Origin of the sequence: Brevibacillus composti, assembly GCF_016406105.1 — a bacterium.
Taxonomy (GTDB): Bacteria; Bacillota; Bacilli; order Brevibacillales; family Brevibacillaceae; genus Brevibacillus; species Brevibacillus composti.
The window spans coordinates 1,985,785-2,009,313 of the sequence record NZ_CP066308.1 but is presented as its reverse complement, the minus strand read 5'-3'; the positions used below and the strand labels follow the sequence as shown (position 1 = coordinate 2,009,313).

The 23,529-nt window shown below is 53.5% G+C and carries 21 protein-coding genes; 5 read left to right on the top strand and 16 right to left on the bottom strand.

What is annotated here, in order from left to right; genetic code table 11:
* Window positions 1-19: 19 nt before the first annotated feature.
* The 4 genes from JD108_RS10395 to miaB all read right to left on the bottom strand — a co-directional run bounded on the left by JD108_RS10395 (window position 20) and on the right by miaB (window position 4,125).
* Window positions 20-1,345 carry a putative amidoligase domain-containing protein gene (locus tag JD108_RS10395; protein ID WP_228728372.1) on the bottom strand — a complete coding sequence of 442 codons (1,326 nt, stop codon included), beginning with the start codon at window positions 1,343-1,345 and terminating at the stop codon, window positions 20-22.
* Between the two features lie 126 nt (window positions 1,346-1,471).
* A complete protein-coding gene (cotE, locus tag JD108_RS10390; RefSeq protein ID WP_198829736.1) occupies window positions 1,472-2,032 on the bottom strand; it encodes an outer spore coat protein CotE in 561 nt (186 codons plus the stop codon).
* A gap of 132 nt (window positions 2,033-2,164) precedes the next feature.
* Complete coding sequence (locus JD108_RS10385; protein ID WP_198829735.1) at window positions 2,165-2,608, bottom strand: YlbF/YmcA family competence regulator; 444 nt, start codon at window positions 2,606-2,608, stop codon at window positions 2,165-2,167.
* 5 nt (window positions 2,609-2,613) lie between these two features.
* On the bottom strand, window positions 2,614-4,125 hold the full coding sequence (miaB, locus tag JD108_RS10380; protein WP_198829734.1) for a tRNA (N6-isopentenyl adenosine(37)-C2)-methylthiotransferase MiaB: 1,512 nt from the start codon (window positions 4,123-4,125) through the stop codon (window positions 2,614-2,616).
* A gap of 348 nt (window positions 4,126-4,473) precedes the next feature.
* Between miaB and JD108_RS10375 the strand changes: the two genes are divergently transcribed.
* The 4 genes from JD108_RS10375 to cbpB all read left to right on the top strand — a co-directional run bounded on the left by JD108_RS10375 (window position 4,474) and on the right by cbpB (window position 8,777).
* Window positions 4,474-5,721 (top strand): S-layer homology domain-containing protein, encoded by a 1,248-nt coding sequence (locus tag JD108_RS10375; protein ID WP_198829733.1) that lies wholly within the window; start codon window positions 4,474-4,476, stop codon window positions 5,719-5,721.
* Window positions 5,722-5,887: 166 nt separating this feature from the next.
* Window positions 5,888-6,730, top strand: a complete 843-nt coding sequence (locus JD108_RS10370; protein ID WP_198829732.1) for a lipoate--protein ligase family protein — start codon at window positions 5,888-5,890, stop codon at window positions 6,728-6,730.
* Window positions 6,731-6,810: 80 nt separating this feature from the next.
* Window positions 6,811-7,947 carry an acyltransferase gene (locus tag JD108_RS10365; protein WP_198829731.1) on the top strand — a complete coding sequence of 379 codons (1,137 nt, stop codon included), beginning with the start codon at window positions 6,811-6,813 and terminating at the stop codon, window positions 7,945-7,947.
* A gap of 353 nt (window positions 7,948-8,300) precedes the next feature.
* Entirely contained in the window at window positions 8,301-8,777 is a 477-nt protein-coding gene (gene cbpB / locus JD108_RS10360) for a cyclic-di-AMP-binding protein CbpB (protein WP_198829730.1), read from the top strand.
* A 187-nt stretch (window positions 8,778-8,964) separates the two neighbouring features.
* Here cbpB and JD108_RS10355 read toward each other — a convergent pair whose 3' ends face one another.
* The 3 genes from JD108_RS10355 to JD108_RS10345 all read right to left on the bottom strand — a co-directional run bounded on the left by JD108_RS10355 (window position 8,965) and on the right by JD108_RS10345 (window position 11,594).
* On the bottom strand, window positions 8,965-10,083 hold the full coding sequence (locus JD108_RS10355) for a YheC/YheD family endospore coat-associated protein (protein WP_198829729.1): 1,119 nt from the start codon (window positions 10,081-10,083) through the stop codon (window positions 8,965-8,967).
* 175 nt (window positions 10,084-10,258) lie between these two features.
* A complete protein-coding gene (locus JD108_RS10350; protein WP_198829728.1) occupies window positions 10,259-10,819 on the bottom strand; it encodes a tRNA 5-(aminomethyl)-2-thiouridylate-methyltransferase MnmM in 561 nt (186 codons plus the stop codon).
* Between the two features lie 25 nt (window positions 10,820-10,844).
* Window positions 10,845-11,594, bottom strand: coding sequence for an MBL fold metallo-hydrolase (locus JD108_RS10345; protein WP_198830066.1), 750 nt, complete (start codon window positions 11,592-11,594; stop codon window positions 10,845-10,847).
* 52 nt (window positions 11,595-11,646) lie between these two features.
* Between JD108_RS10345 and JD108_RS10340 the strand changes: the two genes are divergently transcribed.
* A complete protein-coding gene (locus tag JD108_RS10340; protein ID WP_198829727.1) occupies window positions 11,647-12,684 on the top strand; it encodes a YkvI family membrane protein in 1,038 nt (345 codons plus the stop codon).
* An 81-nt stretch (window positions 12,685-12,765) separates the two neighbouring features.
* On the opposite strand, the gene ltrA is transcribed toward JD108_RS10340, so the two are convergent.
* From ltrA to recA, 9 genes are all read right to left on the bottom strand, one after another.
* Entirely contained in the window at window positions 12,766-14,028 is a 1,263-nt protein-coding gene (gene ltrA / locus JD108_RS10335) for a group II intron reverse transcriptase/maturase (RefSeq protein ID WP_198829121.1), read from the bottom strand.
* A 615-nt stretch (window positions 14,029-14,643) separates the two neighbouring features.
* Window positions 14,644-15,510 (bottom strand): 2-oxoacid:ferredoxin oxidoreductase subunit beta, encoded by an 867-nt coding sequence (locus JD108_RS10330; protein ID WP_198829726.1) that lies wholly within the window; start codon window positions 15,508-15,510, stop codon window positions 14,644-14,646.
* A complete protein-coding gene (locus JD108_RS10325) occupies window positions 15,482-17,260 on the bottom strand; it encodes a 2-oxoacid:acceptor oxidoreductase subunit alpha (protein ID WP_198829725.1) in 1,779 nt (592 codons plus the stop codon). Before JD108_RS10325 ends, JD108_RS10330 begins: the two co-directional genes overlap by 29 nt.
* Window positions 17,261-17,454: 194 nt before the next feature.
* Complete coding sequence (locus JD108_RS10320) at window positions 17,455-18,393, bottom strand: dipeptidase (RefSeq protein ID WP_198829724.1); 939 nt, start codon at window positions 18,391-18,393, stop codon at window positions 17,455-17,457.
* Window positions 18,394-18,502: 109 nt separating this feature from the next.
* Window positions 18,503-18,763, bottom strand: a complete 261-nt coding sequence (spoVS, locus tag JD108_RS10315) for a stage V sporulation protein SpoVS (RefSeq protein WP_003385776.1) — start codon at window positions 18,761-18,763, stop codon at window positions 18,503-18,505.
* A gap of 116 nt (window positions 18,764-18,879) precedes the next feature.
* The gene (locus JD108_RS10310; protein ID WP_198829723.1) at window positions 18,880-19,674 is read right to left on the bottom strand and encodes a TIGR00282 family metallophosphoesterase; all 795 of its coding nucleotides are present in this window, start codon (window positions 19,672-19,674) and stop codon (window positions 18,880-18,882) included.
* Between the two features lie 158 nt (window positions 19,675-19,832).
* Window positions 19,833-21,380, bottom strand: a complete 1,548-nt coding sequence (gene rny, locus JD108_RS10305; protein WP_228728371.1) for a ribonuclease Y — start codon at window positions 21,378-21,380, stop codon at window positions 19,833-19,835.
* A 285-nt stretch (window positions 21,381-21,665) separates the two neighbouring features.
* Complete coding sequence (locus tag JD108_RS10300) at window positions 21,666-22,307, bottom strand: RecX family transcriptional regulator (protein WP_198829721.1); 642 nt, start codon at window positions 22,305-22,307, stop codon at window positions 21,666-21,668.
* A 64-nt stretch (window positions 22,308-22,371) separates the two neighbouring features.
* Entirely contained in the window at window positions 22,372-23,430 is a 1,059-nt protein-coding gene (gene recA / locus JD108_RS10295) for a recombinase RecA (protein WP_198829720.1), read from the bottom strand.
* Window positions 23,431-23,529 lie beyond the last annotated feature (99 nt).

The following is a 23,529-nucleotide window of genomic DNA, read 5'->3' as shown; positions in this document are numbered from 1 at the left end:
GTATCCTGCGTACGCATTCCTACCTTTTTCCGCTGTAATGCGACCAGACGATTCGCAGATCGCGATCGGCAGGCCAGACGTTTCCGGACAGCAGGCGCGCGAAGTAACGGTCCAGCACGGCCCCTGAGCGAGCGTAACCGGGCAGCTGCCGCAACTCCTCCCACATGGCCGTCACCAGGGGTTTGATCCGCTCCTGTTCCCCCCGGTAATACGCGCGGACGAGGCCGGGACTCAGCTCATTTATCATCAGATGATGGCTCGAGTCGGCAATCAAGCGGGCGAGGTGCAGCACTCCTCTCGTCACGATGGGATCGACCAGCCAACTAGGCAGGGTGCGGTATTCAAAGCCCGGCGTTCCGCCGTAGTCCTTTTCCCGCATGTCGCCCAGATACCCGTAGCGTGGCCGCCGCATCCGACAGCCGGCGTCTTCGATCAAGACCAGCGGCAGCGCCAGATAAGCATCGAGCTGGCGCAAGAGCTGATAATCCGGCCGGATGCCGCTGAAATGGATATGGCCGCCGATGGGATAGCCTTCAAACGGCATTCCTCCGCTCACCCACTCTATCGACGGATTGTCGATTTTTTTCGCCGCCGTGCGGAGGGCCTTCACGATTCGCAGAAACAGAAGATCCGGGTTGGCTGACGGGGCGGGGCGAAGCTCGACCAGGGGGTGCTGATGCAGGGCGAGCTCTTCCCGGTACCGCGTCGAATCGCAGCCTACGACACCGTTTGTCCCCATGAAATCGGAAGCCAGCACCATATGGCCGTCAGGGTGGCGCAGGGCAAATTCCGGGTCAGCCCCCAGCATGATCGGCGAGCCAGACCAGCGTCCCTGTTCTTCTGCCCACCAAGTCTCTGCCGCCGTGCGCAGCCTGCCCTGATGCTGCAAAAGCCAATCGGCGGAGACCGCATGTACCTTCACCCGGTGGGGGGAGGCGGCGTGCAGCACCAGATGTCCGTAGTGAAGTCCCGCCGCATAGAGCGCGCGCCTCGCCAGGCGGATGACGGCACTCGCTTCATAATCGTCATCGGCGGGATCGATTTGTTCAAACGAAGGTTCTCCCCACGCTTCGCGAAGCCATTGTGTCGGCTGCCGGGATTTCTCAAGCATCAACACCCGGTTTTCGAACATATGAATACGATAGGTTCGTGTTCCCGGCTCAGGACGGGCACCTCTCGCCGTCGGGATGCCGCTAATTTTGAGCAAATAAGCTGTCCGCTCCGGATTTTGCAAAAGCGAGACCGCTTTCTCTGCGTTCCCCGGCAACCTTGGCGTGGCTGGCTCCAGACCCGGTTCTCGGCCCGTCAGGCGAGCCTTCGCTCGTTCTCCACTCCATGCATGCACGATCTCCACCTCCGCTCCGATGTGATAGCCTATGACATTTCGGGGGAAAAAGTGAAGCCGCCTCCCTCAATCCCGGGAGACGGCTCGATCGGACGAAAAGAAAAAGAGGAGATGGTTGCTCTCCTCTTAATCCAATTCGTCCAGCAGGGTGGCCGAATCAAAGTCGTCAAACTCGTCGCTGTTGTCTTCGTAGTCGCCCACCAGGTGGAAATCCTTGTCATCGCAGCTGTTGCAGACGACGACGCACACCTTGGTCTCCCCGATGATTTCGACTGCAAATTCGCTTTCCACTCTGACAGTGACGGTGCCACCGCCGCTCAGTTCGGCTTTGACGCACTTCGGCTGTTCTACGGCGCGGGCGACGATTTCCAGGTCACCGCGGCAGTTTCTGTCGAAGAACGTAAGCGGAACGAGTACGGAGAAATGGACGTTTTCCCGCTTCACTTCGGTTTGCGTGTTGTCGGCAAACGAGTACCACAGGTTGACGTCATACGTACCAGATACCTCAACCGCGTCCCCAACCTTCTCTGCCTGGAAGTTCGTGTTTATCACCCAGCATCCGAGGATCGTCGAAGGAGTGTGCGACGGTATGATGGTGTGGGTCGTTTGTGTAAATTTATGACCTTTACCGCAGACGGCTTTGGCGATGAGTTCCCGGCACTGCAGGTCTTTGTCTATACCCGACATTTCGTTACCTCCTCCATACAACGTTTCTGTACATTTGTATGCAGGGCATCCGACTAGGGTGCAAACACCCAGCGCCATTTTGGTAGGGCTTGTCGCCGCAATCATCGCCAAAGTCTTGCGGTTGTCATGCTTTTACGAGCAGCAGCCGCCGCTCTGTTTTTTCTCGGGTCCGCCGCCGGTTTCACCGGTAAGCGGATTCCCGCCCGTATCCAAAATGATGCGCTCAGACACGGTATTGGTAATCACATGGGTCACCATTTGCAACAGATCGTTGACGTCGACCTGCGATTGCTTGAATTCTGTGACGATGGGGATGCTGTCCAGTTCCTCGTGAAGCTGGTTATATTCGGCTTCCACCTTTTTCACCAGCTCCGGCTTGTTCATCGATTCGAACATCACCATTTGCTTTTGTTTCTTCTTTAATTCATCGATCATTTCCTGGACGCGTTCATTATGCTTGATCTGGTGCTCTGCCCGCTTGAAGAAGTCGACTTCCTTGGTGCGGGAGATCATCGTTGCCAGTTCTCTCGCCTTATCCAGAATTTCTTTGTGTGTGTACAGTTCTGTTTGTTCCATTTTATCTACACCTCGATTTTTGTCACGATCTCCCCATGCAGGGTCCACGTTTTGACATCTGTTATTTTTACATGGGCAAACTGCCCGATCAGCGATTTATCCCCGATGAAGTGGACCAGCTTGTTCGTCCGCGTGCGGCCAGCCAGCACCTCCGGGTTGTTTTTGGACTCGCCCTCGACCAGCACTTCCACGACCTGATCCTGCAGAGGCAGATTTTTCTCCAGACCGATCTTGGCCAAAAGTTCATTCAGGCGATACAGTCTTTGTTTCTTGACCTCAATTGGAACATTGTCTTCCATCACCGCCGCCGGAGTGCCCTCCCGAGGCGAGTAGATGAAGGTATAGGCGGAATCGTAGCCGACCTCTTCGACCAGCGAGAGCGTCTCTTCGAACTGCTCATCGGTCTCTCCAGGGAAACCGACGATGATATCCGTGGTCAAGACCACATCCGGGATTACCGCTTTAATTTTACGCACCAACTCCAGATAGTGTTCGCGCGAGTATTTGCGGGCCATGCGTTTCAGCACTTCGGTCGAACCGGACTGCACCGGCAGATGAATATGCTCCACCAAATTGCCCCGTTTGCCCAGCACTTCGATCAGGTGATCGTCAAAATCGCGCGGGTGACTCGTCGTAAAGCGGATGCGCGGAATATCGATCTTGCGGATTTCATCCAGCAGGTCGCCAAAGCCGTACTCCATATCCTCGAAGTCTTTTCCGTAGGCGTTTACATTTTGCCCCAGCAGCATGATTTCCTTGTAGCCTTGACGCGCCAGATCGCGCACTTCCGCGATGACATCCTCCGGCCGGCGGCTGCGCTCTTTTCCGCGCGTATACGGCACGATGCAATACGTGCAGAACTTGTCGCAGCCGTACATGATGTTGACCCAGGCCTTGATGTTTCCTTCGCGGATTTTCGGCATATTTTCGATGATGTCGCCCTCTTTGGACCAGACCTCAATCACCATTTCCTTGCTGAACATCGCGTCGCGAAGCAGGTGCGGCAAACGGTGGATATTGTGTGTGCCAAAGATCAGATCGACCTGCTGGTAGCTCTTCAGAATCTTGTTGACCACTTTCTCTTCCTGGGACATGCAGCCGCAGACGCCCAAAATCAGGTTGGGGTTGTTGTTCTTTAGCCGTTTCATGTGACCCAGCTCGCCAAATACCTTGTCTTCCGCATTTTCGCGAATCGCACAGGTATTGAAGAGCACCACATCCGCCTCTTCCACATTGCCTACCGCCGTATAGCCCATCGCTTCGAGAATGCCGGAGATCGTCTCCGAGTCATGCTCATTCATTTGACAGCCGTAGGTGCGCACATGGTAGCGCTTGCCTTTCCCGATCTCTTGCATATCATCGGGAATGTCGAAATTGTAGTGTACTTTGATCTCTTCCTTGCCGCGTTTCTTTGCTTCCTTTAAAGAGGGCGGTTGAAAATACTTGGCGAAGTCCTCAACCGTTTTCGCTGACTTCCCGGATTTTAAGTCCGGTGTCGCTTCCTTCTTCCCTGTCATCCGTCTATCACCTCATCTGCAAGATGTCTTTGTAGGTTGTTACAACACCTGATTATAGCACATATCGGAGTGAATCCCGAAAAGGAAATGAGAACTTCCTATGAAGATTCGTCATAGAGGAGCAGTCCGGCTTCACTTCGAACCGGCAGCGAGCAGTCGGCGGGACGAGCGTTTGACAAAACCTGCTCATGAATGACAATGTCGTCCCATATACTTTTTTCAAACTGAAGAAAGATGTGACTTTCTACACAATTTTGCCAATTGGGCCGATTATCCTGTAACTTCTTCCTGTCCATTCTCGTCATAGTAGCAGGTCGAACGAAAATAAATGAAAATCAGGAGGTTCCCATGAAAAGAGTACTATCTTTCATCGTGGCTATGGTGATGTTTGTCACCATCGTGCCCTTCGTCAGTGCTTCCAGTACCTTCTCGGATGTTCCGCGCAATCACTGGGCGTATAAAGAAATCCAAACGATGGCCTCTTTGGGCATCATCAAAGGGTATGAGGACGGCAAGTTTCGTCCCAACAACCTGGTGACCCGTGCGGAGTTTGCCAAAATCATGATCGCAGCGGCGGGCGTCGACATTCACTCGCAAAAAGTGAGCCAGACCTTCCAGGACGTTCCTCGCAACCACTGGGCATTCTACTATGTCGAGTACGCCAAACCGTACCTGACCGGCTACAAGTCGGACTCCGGCAAGTACACCTACAAACCGGATCAGTATGCCGTCCGTGAAGACATTGCGGTCGCTCTCGTTCGTCTGCTCGGCTACGACCAGACGTACAAAGCAGATCTGGACGTTCTCAAACGCTTCCGCGACCACAACCAAGTCTCTCCGGCTCTCCGTCCTTACATCGCCATCTCTATTCAGACGGAGCTGATGAAGGGCAGCAACAACTACTACCGTCCGCAAGACGCGATCACGCGCGCAGAAGCAGCTTCCCTGCTGTTCCGTGCACTGCTGGAGCAAAAAGACGATGAGACCAAGGTGGTTTTCCCGACTCCCGTGAAGCCGCCGGCACCGACTCCTGAGCCGGAGCTGCCGACCAGCGTCACCGATAACTTCTCCTCCGAGAACCTGAAAAACTGGGATACGGACAAAGCGACCGGTACTTGGGGAGTTGTATTGAATCAAGTGACAGCCGTCACCAAGGACCGCAAGCTGGAGCATTTCTTCCTGCCTTTGATCTGGGATGAAAAGGCAAACAAGCACCGCTATGAAATGTCCGTGGACGTCAATGTTGACGGTACAAGCGGATTGGGCGGTCTCTATTTTAACGGCAAGGATGGGGAAGCGCACGTCGTCTTCCTCAATAAAGATCGGGTCGTGCTGGCCCGCGTAGCGGACGCCAAGGATGACGACTACGATGTTCTCGCCTCTGGCTCCTACAAGCTGCGTTCGTCCAACAAGCTGAAAATCGTAGTCAAGGACGACAGCGTTTCGATCTACCTGAATAATCAATACCTGTTCGGCCAACAAAAGCTGAAGCTGAACGGGTCGGAGGTGGGCCTCTACCTGCAGAAAGCGGCGACTGAGGATTCTCCGCGCAAACTGACCACCCTCGACAACTTTAGCTTCAAACTGGTGAAATAATCAGGCAGGACACAACCGTTTCCGTCGGCATCGCGTTCGAGCTTTCGCGCGCTTTCCGCGGAAGCGGTTTTTTCTTCTCGGAATCATTTGTATTTGTAAGAAAACTAGAAATAGACCGCGTACAGCGTTATAATGATAGCGATTCTTGACCGAGAAGGAGTTACCTATGTCATTTACTGTGAACCGCTCATTTTTATGGATGGATTCGGGCACGTATCGGGAGAGCCCGCTGGAACCGTTGGCCCGCGATGAAGCCTTGGCGGCAGAGATGCAGAGAGAAGACGCCTCGCCGATCCTGCATCTGTGGGTCTATGACAAGGCGCTTTACCTGGGGCGGCGGGATGCCAAGCTTCCCCGCCTAGAGAGCGCTCTATCCCACTTCGGCAGCCAGGGCTTCGGCTGTGTCCTGCGTTCTTCCGGCGGCGCCTGTGTCCCGCTTGATGCGGGCGTGCTCAATCTGGCCTGTTTGCTGCCGGACACATCTCTATCGATCGACGCCTTTTTCCGCTTTGTTACGGAAATACTGTCCGTGGGCCTCAGAGACTACGGGGCCATCCAGTTCGGCGAGGTGACGGGTTCTTATTGCGCTGGTGAGTTTGACTTCTCGATTCACGGAAAGAAAATCGGCGGGATGGCACAGCGACGCACCCGTTTCGGGTCTATCCTGCAACTGTGCATCAATGTGGAGGAGCAGCCCCGCGGTCAATGGATGGAACAGTTTTACGAGCGAGCAGGTCTGTCCGATATGGAAAAAAACAAGCCGATTCCCTACATCGACGGCAATACAGTAGGCAGCATCGCTTCCTTGACAGGAGCTAACATCACCGTCGCAGACGTCAAAGAGCGCCTGCAACGCGCGATCCAATCGGAATGGCCAATCCAATCCGTCCCTTTCGCTGTCAATGAGCGCACCTTGGAGGACAGCCGCCGGCATCTGGCAGAAAGGCTCGGCTTATTTGCCTATACGGCTAAAGAACTGGGAGACCCCGACTGGAGGCTGCCCCTCTAGCAGGAGCTTTCCCATTCCTTCGCTCAACCAGAAACAGCGCTGGCCCGTCCCGCAGCGCGGACAGATATTGAGGAGGAGTTATGCGTAGTGACCGAAAAGGAACGTTTCAGGATTTGAATGCCCTCTTTGTCTTTGGGGCCGCCACCGTCTTGGTGATTCATATCCTGGGCTTCTTTCTTCAGACACAAGAGGAGTATCCGTGGAATACGGACATCGAGGCTATCCTGTTGATATTGCTCAGGTTTGGACGCTCGCTGTTCATCTTCGCCACCGGCATGCTTCTGTTTTATTGGTACCGGCATCGGCAAATGGACTGGCGCGCCTTTTGGCTAAAGCGCTGGCGGGTGATCGTGATTCCTTATATGATTTGGACAGCGATCTATACCGCTTTCAAGCTGCAGACCTTGGACCCGGCGGAACTGGCTGGCCCCTTTTTTCACAGCCTCCTGACCGGAAGCGCCTTTTACCACTTGTATTACATTCCGCTGTACCTGCAGTTGAATCTTCTCTTTTTTCTCTGCAAGGACTGGGTGGAAAAATACCTCCGTTTTTGGATGGTCGCCTGCCTGTTTCTCATCCAAAACGGTATCTATCTGCTATTTGACTATCTCTTTACGGATCCGCAGCGGTCAATCGACTGGTCGGCTCACCCGCTGCTATCTGTGATCCAATACGGCTATGTAAATAGTCAAACCTTTGTGTATATGTATCTGTTCACCTTTGCCTTGGGAGCTTATGCCGGCCTTCACGTCGACAAATGGCGGCAGTGGACGGAGCGCTTGCGGATCCCCGCCTGGATCATCGCTGTCGGGATCGCCTGTTGGTTGTCAGCCCGCTATCTGTACGGGTACGCCAGCTACGAGGAGAGCTTGCACATTTTCGCCCCGGTCTATCTGGTGTATACGACCAGTTTCCTGATCGCCTTTTACCCGTTCTCCCGTTATCTGAGCAAACTGCCGGCACTGGGCGGCTTTCTGTCACAGGTGGCCAAACAAAATATGGCGATTTATCTGGTTCATCCGCTAATCCTGTTTTTGCTCGAAAGCTATGTTATCTTCAGGCTGAATTGGCCGGTTCCGGTTCTGATGGCGGTTATGTTTTTGATCACACCGCCTCTCTGTATTTTCCTGTATCAGCAGACACAGCTCTCCACCTGGAAACGGAGCAGACGTAAAAAAAATCGCCGCCCTGTCTATATGAAAACACATGGTGCCTGAGCAGGCAGGCCCGTTTTGCGCACGACAATTTACATGGTAGTTCGATTGGCAGTTTTTCGGCAATTCATGAGGCAATATGTTCGGCCGTTCGCTCTGCCGTGACTCAGCAGCTCGCTTGAGGGCAAATCTGCCGCGGCTCTTTCCTTCAAAAACCTAATGTTTTGGCTTCCGCATTCGTGCATACTACAGACAAGGAACTTTTGTTCCACACCTCGATTTTTGCCCGGCGCTCCTGCCGGGCTTCTTTGTTTTTATCGAGAGCCCTACCCTTCCTCAGCGCCATGCGGTATCATAGAAGAGAACCACAGAAGGCGTTTTTTCTGCCAAAGAGAAGAAAGGTGGTGGATGCTGTTTTGAATCTGGATGTACCCATGCTCTATACAAAAATGAAAGACCTGGTGATTGCCTCGACGAAGGTGGCGCACGTGCAGCTCGGGAATTCTCTGGAGCATGCGCTGCTCGTGCTGATCAAATCGGGCTACTCGGCGATCCCGGTACTGGATCATTCCTACCGGCTTCATGGTCAGGTCAGTACGACCCTGATTATGAACAAAATCCTGGGCTTGGAACGAATTGAATACGAAAAAATGGCTGATTATACGGTGGATGAAGTGATGACAACCAAAATCGCCCGCATGAAATATTCGGAGGAATTCATGAAAGCGTTGGAACTGTCCATCAACCATCCGTTTATCTGTATTGAGGATGACGACGGCGTTTTTCAAGGCATTTTAACGCGAAAATCCATACTGGCGCTGGTGTATCGACATTTTCGCCAGCTTCCTTTTCCCGCGGTGGAAGGGCAAACCTCCTCATCGGACGCTACGTAAAAACGGGCCAAGGGCCCGCCTCATCAAGTAGAAAAAGCAGACCTTGCGAACAGCGAAAGGTCTGCTTTTTCTATGCGGACGCGCATCAGTGTCCCGCGGGCGTCCCGGATTCCGTCTGGATGGTTCGCCTGCCGGCTTTGTTTCTTCCGGCTTCCCAGGGAGTTCACCTGTGGCTCATTCCGCCGTTTCAGGAGTCCATCACCGACGGGGCCATCGTCTGCGTATGCAGGCGCACTTGGTTTTTGCCATGGGAAAATCCCTCTCTGAGCAGCGTCCATGCGTACTCCAGCGGGCGGCGATAGGTCTGCTTGAACATCTCGATTTCCCCCGCCTTGAAAAACGAGTAGCGCTGGTCGCGCACATTGATCTCAATCAGATAGGGATTGCCCTTGTCATCGATTCCCATATCCATGCCGAGATCGGCCAGCGACGGGTAATGCCGTTCGTACTGCCGGGCCAGTTCGATGGCCGCGGTGCTGATTTTTCCCCAGATCTCGTCCTGCTCCTCCTGCGTAAACATCTCCTGCAAAACTGTACGAAGCGGAAGCGCATGACCGCCGCGGGACAGATTGCTCAGCTTGTTTTTCTGATTGGCCACCTTTGCTACCATGCCGCTGACCGTCCACTGTCGTTCCCGGTTCTTCTGTACGGAGACACGGATATCAAAGGTATTGCCTGCATAGCGGGCGAGCGGGATTCCTTGCTGTATCAAAAACCGCTTTTTCCCGATCCATTTGGACAATTCCGTCTCTAATTGGGAACGGGAAAATACGCTCCGCTGCTTGGACGAGATAAAGCGGTAGTGGCTGCCATCCCGCTCAATCCGCACCACGCCGATCCCGACCGAGCCGATCGCCGGCTTGACGTAGACGATCCGGTAGCGATCCAGAAACTGGCGAAGCTGGTGCTTGGCGTACGTCACGGTATGCGGCAAATAGGCGCGCACTTTGGGATTTTTCCATAGCAGCTGATGCACTTTCCATTTGTTTCGGACGACCAGCCCGTTAAAAACTAGCTGATTTCTGCTCAATTGCTGGATCACCCTGCGGGATTTCGGGTCCCCGGTCAAGACGCGATTGTGAATCACCCGCGGGATCGGCTGCAGTTGGGGGACGAGTTGGCTCCCGTTCCAAACATAGCCCTTCACCTTCCCGTTTGACCGGACATGTCGGGGATGAAAAAAGACGGGCCGAAGCCCAAGCTCTTTGCCAATCGCGACGTAGTAAGGCAAGCGTTCATATGATTTTTTTCCGTTCATGCCTTTTTGCATGATGTTCCAATCCAGCATGATTCCGACTCTGTCCACGGAGTGTTACCCCCTTGCTCCATTCCTCTTCCTAGGGTATGTATCACAGCCGTGAAGAGCGTGCCTATTTTTCCTCCTGACACAAACCGCTTTGATTAGACATCTGTAAACATTTTTTCCGCGGTTGTCGGATCATGCGCTTGCCCGGGAAAAGAAAATCGCCGCTTCTTTTCCCTTATCCGCTTCTCCGCTCAATTCCCAGCAAAAACGGCGCCTGGTTCTGCTGGTTGAGATACTGGTAGTGGAGCACGAGATACTCCATTTGGCTCAGCTGCGAGCAAAAAGAGACGACGGCTTCCTTTTCCCTCTGACCGGCAGGATGCCCCCAGTAAATCATCACCGTCATGATTCCGCCCGGCTTCAGGAGAGCGAGACCCGCTTCGATCGCCCGCACGGTACTGGCCGCTTGCGTCGTGATTTCTTTATTGCCTCCCGGCAGATAGCCCAGATTAAACATAATCGCTCCGACAGAGCCGGATACCTGTTCCATCTCTTCATGGCTGGCCAGCCGCATCTCCACCCTGTCCAGCAATCCTTCCCGCTCCAGGCGTTCCCGCGTTTTCTCGATCGCTTGCGGCTGGATGTCGTAGGCGATCACCTTGCCTTCTCCGCCCACCAGCCCGGCCAAAAACATCGTGTCGTTGCCATTGCCCATCGTCGCGTCAATCACCGTCTCTCCCGGCGATACCCGCTCGCGTATCAGCGTCCTTGCTACTTCTAGTACATTGGGGAACAACTTCCTTCTCTCCTCTCGCTTCTTCCTATACCTCTATCTGCAAACCGATCTTGGCCACATGGCAAATGCCGTGCCGGTACTCCCCTGCCTCGGCTCGCACCTCTTCCTCCCGGTACTCGTGGAACAGATGCGTCAGCAAAAGCGACCGGCAGCCGAGCTTCTCCGCTGTCGCTGCAGCCTGTTTGACGCTGAGATGCCCGTTCGGCTGTGCCGGCTTGGTTCTCTCCAGATAGGTGGCCTCGCAAATAAACAAATCTACCTCACTTGCAAAGCGGCTCCAGTCTGTCCCTGGGCCGCTGTCCGCTCCGTACACAATCGATTTTCCCGCCGCGTCCAGCCTCATCGCATAGCAGGGATCTCCGTCGCCATGGTCCGTCCGGAGAAAAGAGATCTGAACATCGCCGATCGTCAGTCGGCTCTCCTCCTCTACAGGATAGAATCGGGTCGCTTCCCGGTAGACGAGACTCTCAGTTTTCCCTGCCGGTTCCGCCGGCGCATAGATGGGCAGCGGCCGGTCCTTTGCCCGCTGGCCGAATATCTGGTGCACCATCAGCCCGTACTGCAGGACGCCTACATCCGCGATATGGTCGTGATGATAGTGGGAGAGCAGTAATGCATCCAGCTCGTAGACAGGCAGATGCCGGGCAAGCTGCGAGAGCACACCGCTCCCGCAATCGAGCAACAGGTTCGTGCCCTCTGTCTGAAGCAGATAGCCGGGGGTAGCCCCCAGCGGACCCGGATAGGGCGATTGGAAGCCTAATACAGTAAGGTGCATAATCACATCTCTTCCTCTCATAAGATGGAGTAAGTGGGACAGGAGGTCTGACATGCAACATTCTTGGAAAGCCGCACTGCAAATTGCCTTTACCTATATCGGTACGGTTGTGGGAGCAGGTTTTGCTTCCGGAAAAGAGATTGTTGAGTTCTTCGTACAATACGGCTCACAGGGACTGGTCGGCATCCTTTTGGCCACCGTCCTCTTCTGTTGGGGGGGCGTCCGGGTCATGGTGCTCTCTTACCGCATCCAGGCTGATTCCTATCAGGATCTCAGCACCTATCTGTTTGGTCGCCCGATCGGCACCGTCTTTCATGTGATTCTTCTTCTGGTCTTGTTTGGTACAACCTCTGTCATGCTCGCCGCTACCGGGGCGGTCTTCTGGGAGTCCTTCGGGCTTTCCCCCCAAATCGGCATCTTGGCGAGCATGCTGTTGATCTTTTTTGTCGCCCAAAAGGGACTCCGCGCCATCCACTCCGTCAACAGCTTGTTCGTCCCGCTGCTGATCGGCTTTACCGCTCTGGTTTTTCTGATCGCCAAGCCCTGGCTGGAAACGGGACCTCTCGTCGAAATCAACAAGCCGTTCGCCTGGCTCAGCTCTCCCCTCTATTATGTTGCCTTAAACGTGGCGCTAACACAAGCGGTGCTGGTGCCGATCGGCCGCCACAGCGACAGCGAAAAACCGCTCGTATGGGGCGGAATCCTCGGCGGAGTGGGCGTGGGTCTTCTGCTGCTTCTCTCCTACTCCGCGATGCTGGTGCGCATGCCTTCCGTCGGACAGGCGGAAATGCCCATGATTGCCCTTCTTCAGGGGCTGGGGGCTGGCATTCCTTTGATTTACGCCGTACTGGTCTATTCCGAAATCTTCTCCACGCTCGTTGCCAATGTGTTCGGGCTATCTGAACAGGTAAAAAAAGCGACGGGACTCAAACGAGAGACCATCGTGGCGGGAATCTTGTGCATCGGCTACGCGATCAGCTTCGTCGGCTTTGGTCCCCTGCTTCGTCTGCTCTATCCGTTGTTCGGACAGCTGGTCATGCTCTTTTTGCTCATGCTGGCCATCCAGCAGTTGCGCCGCAAACCGGCGTAGGCCTCTCTATCGAGTAGGAGGGGGTGACTAACCCCCGTCCTCTCACACCACCGTACGTACCGTCCGGTATACGGCGGTTCATCAAGCTTGACGAAGTTTGAAATATCGCTGTACCAAACTCAACAGCCCTTGTTGTTGCCAGTAGGCGACGCCAAGGGCTTTGTGCATATGCGGAGTTTTCGTTGTCCGCCATGCCCCCTTGCGGGTGTTTGCAATTTCCAGTGCTTTATTATGGGAGAGACCTAGCGAACGAAGTTCGCGATATCGCGTTCGAACTCGTTTCCATTGCGTCCACAGACAGAGCCGGAGCCTTCGGCGAATCCATTCCTCTATTCGCAACAGGTGCTTTTTCGCCTCGGCCAACGCAAAATACCCAATCCATCCCATAAGGTATTGGTTGAGTTTCCGGATTCTCTCCTGCATGGAAATGCTCCAATGAGGGTTAGTCAGTTGACGAATCCGTTCTTTCAACCGGGTAATCGATTTGGGATGTAGCCGTATTCGCGCCTCTTTTCCTGGAACAAAACTAAATCCAAGAAACTTTCGCTTGTACGGCTGATCCACCGCACTTTTCTGTTGATTTACCTTGAGTTTAAGTACCCTGGTCAGGTATCGCTCCACACTCTCCTTTACCCGTTGCCCCGCGCGTTTCGTGCGTACATAGATATTGCAATCGTCCGCATAACGGCAGAAACGGTGCCCCCTCTTTTCCAACTCCTTATCCAAGTCATCCAGTAGAATATTGGCCAAGAGCGGACTTAAAGGGCCACCTTGCGGTGTGCCCTCCTCCGTTGTGACGCACACCCCGTTGACCATCACCCCGGATTGCAGGTAAGCACGGATCAGTTTCAGGAGACGCTTGTCCTTCACCTTCCGTGCTACACGACTCATCAAGATGTCGTGGTTCACTCGATCAAAGAACTTCTCCAAGTCGATGTCGACCACGTACCGGTATCCTTCCTCAATGAACTGCTTCGCCTTTCGCACGGCGTCGTGGGCACGACGTCCTGGGCGAAAACCGAAACTGGAGTTGGAGAAATCCGAGTCAAAGACGGGAGTCAATACTTGCAGGATAGCCTGCTGGATCAGGCGATCCACCACAGTAGGGATACCTAGTAGCCGCACTCCTCCGTCAGGTTTCGGGATTTCGACCCTGCGGACAGGAGATGGTCTATAAGTTCCCGCCTCGATCTGCGACCGAATGGTCGCCCAGTGCTCGCGAAGGTAGTCGCGCAGTTGTTCGGTTGTAACACCGTCGATTCCCGGAGCGCCCTTGTTGCCTTCGACCCGTTTGAGGGCAGCCGTGAGGTTCTCCCGTGACAGAACCTTCTCCAGCAGATCCATAACGATACTCCTCTCTCCGCACACATGTCACCAGTCTTGCCGTACAATGCTCAGCCCTTCTCTGTACCCTCGGGGCTTCACCCCTGCTATCCAGAGGAAGTTCCAAACTGGATTTCTGCTTCGCTGCATCGTATCGAAAGGAGTTGGGAACATGTGTTGACTTGATGTTCAGCCCTTCCCCACCGGGTGTCCCCGATTGGGTACTATGGCCTCTGCTGACTTCTGCATGTTCAGCGCCTCCTCACGGAGGCGGTTGCCAACAGCAGTAGGCATTCCATGCAGACCTCCCCGGGTAAGAGCGGTAACTTTCATCCCATGTACCTGCCCGATATACTGCTATACCCCTTGGCTGTATAGGGCTTTACCTTGTTGCGCAGGCTCACCCGAGTACAGCAGCCTCGAATCGGGTTTGTGTACCTCAGGTCGGGACTTTGCCGCCGGCTTCCTTCAGATTCCGCCTCACGGCGGACACCCTTGCCTTGAGCTAACGGTTGGTACAGCCAACCCCCGTTCAGGACTTTCACCCTATAGCTACCGCCCATGCCGGGCGCACGCATAAAAAAACCTCTCCACCCAGGGAGAGGTTTTTTGACGTCGTACGCATATCCAGAGCGCTTACGCGAACTCAGCCACCAATTTGGCAAAGTCTTCTTCGCTCAGACGAATGTCTTGGGTAGCCAGCGCCTCTTCTTTGAAGCCTGTTACCAATTGTTCGTACGATTTTTGTTCTTTGTTTTGGTAGATGAGACCTGTCAACAGGCCTTTGTGCTGCATGGAAGCTGCCATGGCTTTGATGCGGTCATGAGGGTCATACCCTTCAATGGTGTCTACCGGTACGATGTTCTCTTTGAACCAGTCGTAGGTGTTTACTTTGTTATAGGTGACACAAGGGCTGAATACGTTGATCAGCGAGAAGCCCTCATGCTTGATACCCATTTCAATCAGTTCTGTCAATCCTTTCAGGTCGCTGGAGAAGGATTGCGCTACGAAGGTGGCGCCAACAGAGAGAGCCAATTCCACTGGGGAAATCGCAGACTCAATCGAGCCAGCCGGCGTAGACTTGGTCACAAAACCAGTCGCGGAACGCGGGGAGGTTTGACCTTTTGTCAGACCGTAGATTTGGTTATCCATGACAATGTAGGTAATGTTCATGTTGCGACGGATCGCGTGAACCGTATGGCCCATCCCGATCGCGAAGCCGTCACCGTCGCCGCCCGCTGCGATTACGGTCAACTCGCGATTGGCCATTTTCAGACCTTGCGCGATAGGAAGAGCGCGTCCGTGCACACCGTGGAAGCCGTAGCAGTTGATGTAGCCGGAAATACGTCCGGAGCATCCGATACCGGAAACGACTGCCAATTGTTCAGGCTCCAGGCCTACGTTTGCCGCCGCGCGTTGAATCGATGCCTGCACGGAGAAGTCTCCACAGCCCGGGCACCAGTTCGGCTTAACGTTATTGCGAAACTCTTTCAAAGTCGCCATGCTTAATCAGCCCCTTAACTTCGCTATAGATTTCCTTCGGCAAGAACGGGTTTCCGTCGTATTTCAGCACAGATTCGATTTTTTCAGCGGATCCGACGTGCTGCTTGAGCAGATTGGTTACTTGCGCTTGAGCGTTGTGTTCAACCACAATCACTTGTTTTGCTTTCTCCACGAGCGCTTTCATGTGATCAGCCGGGAATGGATGGATCAGACGAATTTGCGCGTGGTTAACTTTCACGCCTTCCTGTTCGAGGCGAGCTTTTGCTTCTTGGATGGTACCGATAGTGGAGTTGATGCCCACGATCAATACGTCTGCTTCATCATGAGCAGCATCGACAGTCACCGGGTTTTTGAAGTTTTTCAGCACGCCTTCCAGTTTGCGCATGCGCTTATCCATTTGAGCGACACGGTTCGCCGCGTTCTCAGACGGACGGCCTGTCTGGTCATGCTCGACACCGGTAACATGGTGCAAGCCGTATTTTTGTCCCGGAATGACGCGCGGAGATACGCCGTCTTCCGTTACTTCATAGCGCTTGAACAGATCGTTTTGCTCTTTTTCCGGCAGTTCTTGTCCAGCCAGCAGTTTTCCGCGGCGGATATCGACCTTGCTATAGTCAAATGGGTCAACGGTTTGTTTGCCCAAAGAGAGCGTCAGGTCGGTCATCAGGATAACCGGGAGCTGATATTCTTCGGCGATATTAAACGCTTCCACAGTATCGTAGAAGCATTCTTCTACTGTGCTCGGAGCGATCACCACTTTCGGGATATCCCCGTGCGTACCGTAGATCATCGCGTTTACATCGGATTGTTCTTGTTTGGTAGGCATACCGGTAGAAGGACCGCCACGCTGGGTGTCCACGATCACAACCGGTGTTTCGGTAATACCTGCGAGGCCGATTGCTTCCATCATCAGGGAGAGACCAGGACCAGCAGATGCCGTCATGGAACGAACGCCGCCAAAGCCAGCGCCAATCGCCATGGTGATCGCAGCAATTTCATCCTCCGTTTGAATTACCGTACCGCCGAATTTCGGCAGTTTTTTAATAAGATATTCCATAATTTCGGAAGCAGGGGTAATCGGGTAAGCCGGCATGAAACGGCAACCAGCGGCTACTGCACCCAGTGCAATCGCATCGTTCCCGATCAAGAACAGCTGTTTTTGACCTTCAGCCTTCTCCAGTTGGAATTCAGGGAGTTGTCCACCAGTCAATTCGTTGACAAAGTCAAATCCGCGGCGAATCGCCTCCATATTTTTCTCGACGACTTTTTCGCCTTTACGGAGGAACATATCTTCAACAATGTTGCGATAGCTTTCCGCTGGAATGCCGAGGATCGCGCTGGACGCACCGATAGACACCATGTTTTTCATCAAGGACGTGCCCAACTCGTCTGCAATTTCGGTCAGCGGAACAGTCAGGAACCGTACCGGCTTCAGACCTTCTGGCAGTTTCGGGTTGAATTTTGCGTCCGCAATGATGATACCGCCTTCGCGCAGCTCATGAGCGTTGAAATCGATGGTCTCCTGGTCAAAAGCGACGAGGATGTCCAGATCGTCAGAGATTGCGCGCATAGGTTTGGTGCTCACACGAATTTTGTTGTTAGTGTGTCCACCCTTAATCCGGGAAGAGAAGTGGCGATAGCTATACAGATGGTATCCCATCCGGTTCATTGCCATCGAGAAGATTTCTCCGGTACTCTCGATACCCTCCCCTTGCTGTCCTCCAACTTTCCAGGAAAGTTGACTAATCATTCAAATTCCACCCCTTCAGTGACTGTGAGAAAAAGCTGCCCCACCTTACCCGACTGGTTCCGATAAGATGTGACAAAAATCTGCATAGACTGTACCAATTGTAGTCCGACCCATGCAAAAATGCAAGTGCTTTTACTCAACTTAACTTTGGCCTGAATAAAATTTTGAACTTGGTACATTAATGTTCTCATTGACTATTGTAGCACGTTTCGGAAAACACGCAACCAGTTTTCATGCATAAATTTCTGCACTTCCGCCTCTTTATAACGCTTCAGCAAAGCGTTGACCAAATGGTCGTAGTCGCCTGCACGAGCCAAGTCTCCGAAGGTATCCGTGATCCCGTCGAAATCCGACCCGAACGCAATATGATCGACGCCTCCCAGGGCGCATACATGGTCCAGATGCTTCAGCAAATCGTCAATCCAGACTGTACGCTTTTCTGCGGTGACGAAAAAGTCCACAAAGGTAAGACCCATCACACCGCCCTTGGCAATCAAGGCGGCGATCTGTTCATCCGTCAAATTGCGCGGATGGTCACAAAGCCGGCGTACATTGGAATGGGAAGCGATCACCGGATCTTTCGAGAGCTCCAGGGTGTCCCAAAAGCCGGGCTCGGCTATGTGAGACACGTCAATCATCATCCCGAGGCGATTCATCTCTTCGACTACTTTTCTACCGAACATCGTAAGGCCGCCGGGATGCGGCTCATGGCAGCCGGCCGCTACGGCATTGCCGTGATTCCAGGTCAAGGTCATCCCCCTGAGTCCCAGACGATGCCAGGTTCGGAGCTGTACGAGACTTTCTTCTAAAGCATGCGCCCCTTCTACAAACAGAATAGCCCCTTTGGTCCCCTTTAATACACAATCCTCTAAATCGGCGCGGCCAAGTATTGGGCGGAATCTCTCGCTCGCCACGCGCTCGTGAAAGAGGTCCAGCATCTCCAGCACCGCCTGGAATCGGCGGCCGAAGGGCACATGACTGGGAACGTAGCAAGCGAGCACCTGTATATCTACATTCCCTTTTTCCAGCTCCGGAAAACTGGCCTGAAGTTCCGGCGCGCCCTGATAGAAATCCAGGGACGGCTTCTCCCACAGCTTGGCCAATACGTCACAGTGCGCATCAAAAACTCTCATATTTCATTCTCCTTTTATGTAAAAATCCCTGTATCGTCTTCTGTGTCCACGAAAAAAACCTGTTTATTCTACGAACAAACAGGCAGTTCAAGACAGGTTCGGTTGGAATTTATCTGGGCTCTACGATCAGCTTGATGGCTGTGCGTTCTTCTCCATCAATTACGATGTCGGTAAAGGCTGGAATACAAATGAGGTCAACTCCACTCGGCGCTACGAACCCTCGTGCGATAGCTACGGCTTTGACAGCTTGGTTAAGTGCTCCAGCGCCGATGGCCTGAATCTCAGCCGCTCCGCGTTCGCGAAGCACACCAGCAAGAGCACCAGCAACGGAGTTGGGGTTAGACTTTGCTGAAACTTTTAATACTTCCATCCTTTTGAACCTCCCGTCTGATAGGAATCCTGTCATCATTAGAATGATATTCGCATAACCCCTAAAAATTCCTGCAACTGCGAGGTAAATATTCGAAAAATTCAAATCTCCTTCTATTATTCCATAAACGGATGGTCGGCGTCAATTCGAATGCGCTCCAGCTTCCTTGCGTGGCCGCTCGCTTTGTCAAGCGTGATCAACACCGCGTTGAGCTGGGCAGGACCATCCGCCACCTCAAAACGAACGGGGAGCTGCGTTCGGAATTTCTTGATCACCGCTTCCCGATCCATCCCGAGAATGCCGTTCATCGGCCCGCACATCCCGACGTCGCAGAGAAAGCCGGTGCCTTGCGGGAGGATGCGTTCGTCGGCCGTCTGCACATGAGTATGCGTCCCGACGACAGCACTGACCCTTCCATCCAGATACCAGGCCATCGCCTGCTTTTCCGATGTCGCTTCGGCGTGAAAATCAACGAAGATATACTTGGTCCGCTTCCGCGCCTGCTCCACCAGTTTGTCTGCAATTTGAAAGGGGCAATCGAGCGGCGGCAAAAACGTACGCCCCTGCAGATTGATGACGGCCAGCTCCCCCTCCGCCTGCTTGATATACGTAATGCCGCTGCCTGGCGAGCCTTGCGGGAAATTGGCGGGCCGAATCAGGCGCGGCTCATCATCGATAAAATCAAAGATCTCTTTGTTGTCCCAGGTGTGGTTGCCGAGCGTAATGGCATGCACGCCCGACTCAAACAGCTCCTTCACTATTTTTTCCGTAATGCCTCGGCCGTGAGCGGCATTTTCTCCGTTCACCACCAGGTAAGTAGGTTGGTACTTTCTTTTTAACAGCGGCAGATAGGTTTTCACGATCTCTCTCCCGGGAGAGCCCATGATGTCTCCGATAAATAGCAGCTTCATTTTGGTCTTCACCTCGTTGTATAGTATATCACTTCTTTTGCTCAGACAGAAAAAGGAAGCCGCCTATGGCCAATGCTCAGCGGAGCAATTTCGGATAAGTGCCCGAGACTGAGCGAAATGGCGGCGAAAACAAAAAAGTAAAGTGACCAATGGCCACTTTACTTTGCATACTCAACTGCCCTGGTTTCACGGATTACCGTTACTTTGATATGACCCGGATAGTCGAGTTCATTTTCAATTCGCTTCGTAATGTCGCGGGCCAGACGAGTGGCTTCCGCATCGTCGATCTTGTCAGGCTGCACCATGACGCGAATCTCGCGCCCTGCCTGAATGGCGTACGATTTCTCTACCCCGTCGAACGACTCGGAGATTTCCTCCAGCTTTTCCAAACGTCTGATGTAGGTTTCCAGTGTTTCGCGGCGTGCACCGGGGCGCGCGGCAGACAGAGCGTCCGCTGCTCCAACCAGCATCGCGATAACCGATGTTGGCTCGGTATCCCCGTGGTGAGAGGCGATACTGTTGACGACAACAGGATGTTCGTTGTACTTCTTGGCGAGCTCGACTCCAATCTCCACATGTGACCCTTCCACTTCGTGGTCGATCGCTTTTCCGATATCGTGCAGAAGACCGGCGCGTTTTGCAAGCTTCACGTCTTCTTTCAATTCCGCTGCCATCAGACCGGCGAGATGAGCTACTTCCATCGAGTGCTTCAACACATTCTGACCGTAGCTGGTCCGGTAGCGCAGGCGTCCCAGAATCTTGATCAGATCCGGATGGAGGCCGTGTACGCCTGTTTCAAAGGTGGCCTGCTCTCCGTATTCACGGATGCGCTCATCCACTTCACGACGAGCTTTTTCCACCATTTCCTCGATGCGGGCCGGGTGAATCCGTCCGTCTGCCACCAGCTTGTCCAGAGCGGTTTTAGCAATCTCCCTCCGAATCGGATCAAAGCCTGAGAGAATCACTGCTTCAGGTGTATCATCGATGATCAGATCAATACCGGTAAGCGTCTCCAGGGCCCGAATGTTGCGTCCTTCCCGACCGATAATTCTTCCTTTCATCTCGTCGTTTGGCAGCGTGACGACGGATACGGTAGTCTCCGCCACATGGTCTGCTGCACAACGCTGAATCGAGGTCGTAATAATTTCGCGAGCGCGCTTGTCCGCCTCTTCCTTGGCCTGGGTCTCGATCTCTTTGATCATGACAGCCATCTCATGGCGAACCGTCTGCTCTACTTCGGTCAAGATGATGGTTTTCGCTTCATCCTGTGTCAATCCGGAGATACGCTCCAACTCAGCAACCTGCTCTTTATATAAGTGCTCCACCTTGCTTTGCATGTCCGCAATGGTTCTGTCGCGCTCAGCCAGTTCTTCCTCTTTGCGCTCCAGCTGTTCCATCTTCCGATCCAGCGCCTCTTCCTTTTGCAAGATCCGGCGTTCCTGGCGTTGGATTTCATTGCGCCGCTCGCGCAGTTCCGTCTCCGCTTCGGAACGAAGTTTAAACACTTCATCCTTGGCTTCCAGAACTTTTTCCTTCTTGACGGCTTCTGCGTCTCGTTTGGCTTCCTCTACGATCTGCTTTGCCGCTTCTTCGGCACTGGAGATCTTCGCTTCCGCGATCGATTTGCGAATAAAGTAGCCAATAGCAAATCCGACAAGCAGCACGGCTACGAGCACAATCATCATGATAATAGGATTCGCTAACATACTCATAGGCTCTCTTGTTTCACCTCCTTGTGGTAAGACATCTCCCCGCTTTCCAAGCTTTCGTTATTCACGGTGTAACTGCTGCGCTTGTCGCTCTATCCAAAGCTAAAAAACAGGACCGATTTTACTCGGTCCGCTGAATCCGTACTGTACCATACGGGTCTTCAGTTGTTCACAGGGTACGAGCGATCAAATCAGCGAAAAGGTATGAAACAGCTAGTAAATACACATCTATTTTATTATTTGTGAACAAGAATTGTCAAGAACATGCAAATGCTACCGTTTTCAGGACCTTCCATAACTGCCAAGCTCCCGGCGGATGGCTTGGATCACCGATTGCGAGAATCCCTTTCGATAGAGCATAGCGAGGATTTTTTGCTCTTCATTCCGATCCAGCTCGCCCGTGTGGCGGCGCAGCTTTTTCTCGACAAGCACACGGGCGGCACTCAGCTCATCCTCACTCGTCACGCCGCGCAAGGCATGTTCCGCCAAGTCTTTGTCGATTCCGCGCTGCTGCAGCTCCATCTTCAGCATGAGCGGGCTCCGCTGTTTGAGGCGCATCCGCTCGCTTACCCATTGCCGGGCAAAGGCCTGATCATCCAGATACCCCATCTGCTGGCAGCGGCTTACGATCGTCTCGGCAATCTCCTGCGGATACCCCTTTTCTTTCAGATAGGATGCGATCTGCTTGGAGGTGCGGGGCCGGATGCCGAGATAGCGGAGCGCGAGCAAGTAGGCACGGTGCTCCTCTTCGGCTAAAAGCACTTCCTGCAAAAAGGCCTGATCGATTTCCGTCCCTTTCATCAGCTGGTATTTCACCAGGATGTCTTCGTGGACCGAAAACACGAGCTCATCCCCGATGTAAAAATGATAGCGATGCTTGTTCTTCGTATCGCGGTGAACAGCGGTAATCCGGCCGCTCTTCATCGTGCTTCGCCCCTCTCGTAAAACAGGAACAGCCTGTCACCAGACAGGCTGCCGCTCGTTTTGCTTACTCCAGATCAAACATCGGCTCTTCGTCTTGCTCCGGATCTTCGACCGGCTCGGTAGCTGGAATCGAGCCCGGATTGAGACTGTAGTATTCACGTACTTTCGCTTCGATTTGTGCTGCGATAGCCGGGTTTTCCTTCAGGAAGATCTTCGCATTTTCACGTCCCTGACCCAGACGCTCGTCATTGAAAGAATACCACGCACCGCTCTTTTGCACCACATCAATCTCTGCGCCGATATCCAGAATGCTGCCCTCTTTGGAAATCCCTTCGCCGTACATGATGTCTACCTCTGCAGTCTTGAACGGAGGCGCCACTTTGTTTTTGACGACTTTTACCTTGGTCTTGCTGCCGATCACATCATTGCCCACTTTAATCGATTCAGCCTTGCGCACATCGAGACGCACGCTGGCGTAGAACTTCAGCGCTCGTCCGCCCGGTGTGGTCTCCGGGTTACCGAACATGACGCCTACCTTTTCGCGCAGCTGGTTAATGAAGATCGCGATGGTCTTCGATTTATTGATCGCGCCGGAGAGCTTGCGCAGCGCTTGGGACATCAGACGGGCCTGCAGCCCCACGTGGGAGTCGCCCATCTCGCCTTCGATCTCGGCTTTTGGCACGAGTGCCGCTACAGAGTCCACGACGATAATGTCGACTGCGCCGGAACGAACCAGCGCCTCCGCGATTTCCAACGCTTGTTCGCCGGTATCCGGCTGGGACAGAAGCAGTTCCTCGATGTTTACGCCCAGCTTGGATGCGTAGACGGGGTCGAGCGCATGCTCCGCGTCGATGAATGCGGCCTGTCCGCCCTGACGCTGCACCTCTGCAATCGCGTGGAGAGCAACCGTCGTCTTACCGGAAGACTCCGGTCCGTAAATTTCTACGATTCGACCGCGTGGGAATCCTCCCACTCCAAGGGCGATATCTATAGCGAGAGCACCGGTGGATACGGTAGAAACCTGGACGTTCGCCATCTCCCCCAGCTTCATGATGGAACCCTTGCCAAACTGTTTTTCTATTTGACGCAATGCACTTTCCAAAGCGGCGCGACGATCTGACAAAAACGACACTCCCTTTCAAAACGTGACTATTGTTTTCTTGTCTTCATCATACATCGAGACAGAAGAGTTTGCCAAGTATTTTTTGCGAACAAATATTCG

Excerpts from the sequence above, each read along its gene's own strand:
- JD108_RS10370 (WP_198829732.1), top strand. The coding sequence starts at position 5,888 with ATGTCATTTACTGTGAACCGCTCATTTTTATGGATGGATTCGGGCACG.
- ltrA (WP_198829121.1), bottom strand. The coding sequence starts at position 14,028 with ATGGATCTGCTGGAGAAGGTTCTGTCACGGGAGAACCTCACGGCTGCC.
- miaB (WP_198829734.1), bottom strand. The coding sequence starts at position 4,125 with ATGACAGGGAAGAAGGAAGCGACACCGGACTTAAAATCCGGGAAGTCA.
- JD108_RS10300 (WP_198829721.1), bottom strand. The coding sequence starts at position 22,307 with ATGAAGAGCGGCCGGATTACCGCTGTTCACCGCGATACGAAGAACAAG.
- JD108_RS10325 (WP_198829725.1), bottom strand. The coding sequence starts at position 17,260 with ATGATTAGTCAACTTTCCTGGAAAGTTGGAGGACAGCAAGGGGAGGGT.
- JD108_RS10340 (WP_198829727.1), top strand. The coding sequence starts at position 11,647 with ATGCAACATTCTTGGAAAGCCGCACTGCAAATTGCCTTTACCTATATC.
- JD108_RS10385 (WP_198829735.1), bottom strand. The coding sequence starts at position 2,608 with ATGGAACAAACAGAACTGTACACACACAAAGAAATTCTGGATAAGGCG.
- JD108_RS10320 (WP_198829724.1), bottom strand. The coding sequence starts at position 18,393 with ATGAGAGTTTTTGATGCGCACTGTGACGTATTGGCCAAGCTGTGGGAG.
- JD108_RS10345 (WP_198830066.1), bottom strand. The coding sequence starts at position 11,594 with ATGCACCTTACTGTATTAGGCTTCCAATCGCCCTATCCGGGTCCGCTG.
- rny (WP_228728371.1), bottom strand. The coding sequence starts at position 21,380 with ATGTTAGCGAATCCTATTATCATGATGATTGTGCTCGTAGCCGTGCTG.
- JD108_RS10375 (WP_198829733.1), top strand. The coding sequence starts at position 4,474 with ATGAAAAGAGTACTATCTTTCATCGTGGCTATGGTGATGTTTGTCACC.
- JD108_RS10365 (WP_198829731.1), top strand. The coding sequence starts at position 6,811 with ATGCGTAGTGACCGAAAAGGAACGTTTCAGGATTTGAATGCCCTCTTT.
- JD108_RS10310 (WP_198829723.1), bottom strand. The coding sequence starts at position 19,674 with ATGAAGCTGCTATTTATCGGAGACATCATGGGCTCTCCCGGGAGAGAG.
- JD108_RS10330 (WP_198829726.1), bottom strand. The coding sequence starts at position 15,510 with ATGGCGACTTTGAAAGAGTTTCGCAATAACGTTAAGCCGAACTGGTGC.
- cotE (WP_198829736.1), bottom strand. The coding sequence starts at position 2,032 with ATGTCGGGTATAGACAAAGACCTGCAGTGCCGGGAACTCATCGCCAAA.
- spoVS (WP_003385776.1), bottom strand. The coding sequence starts at position 18,763 with ATGGAAGTATTAAAAGTTTCAGCAAAGTCTAACCCCAACTCCGTTGCT.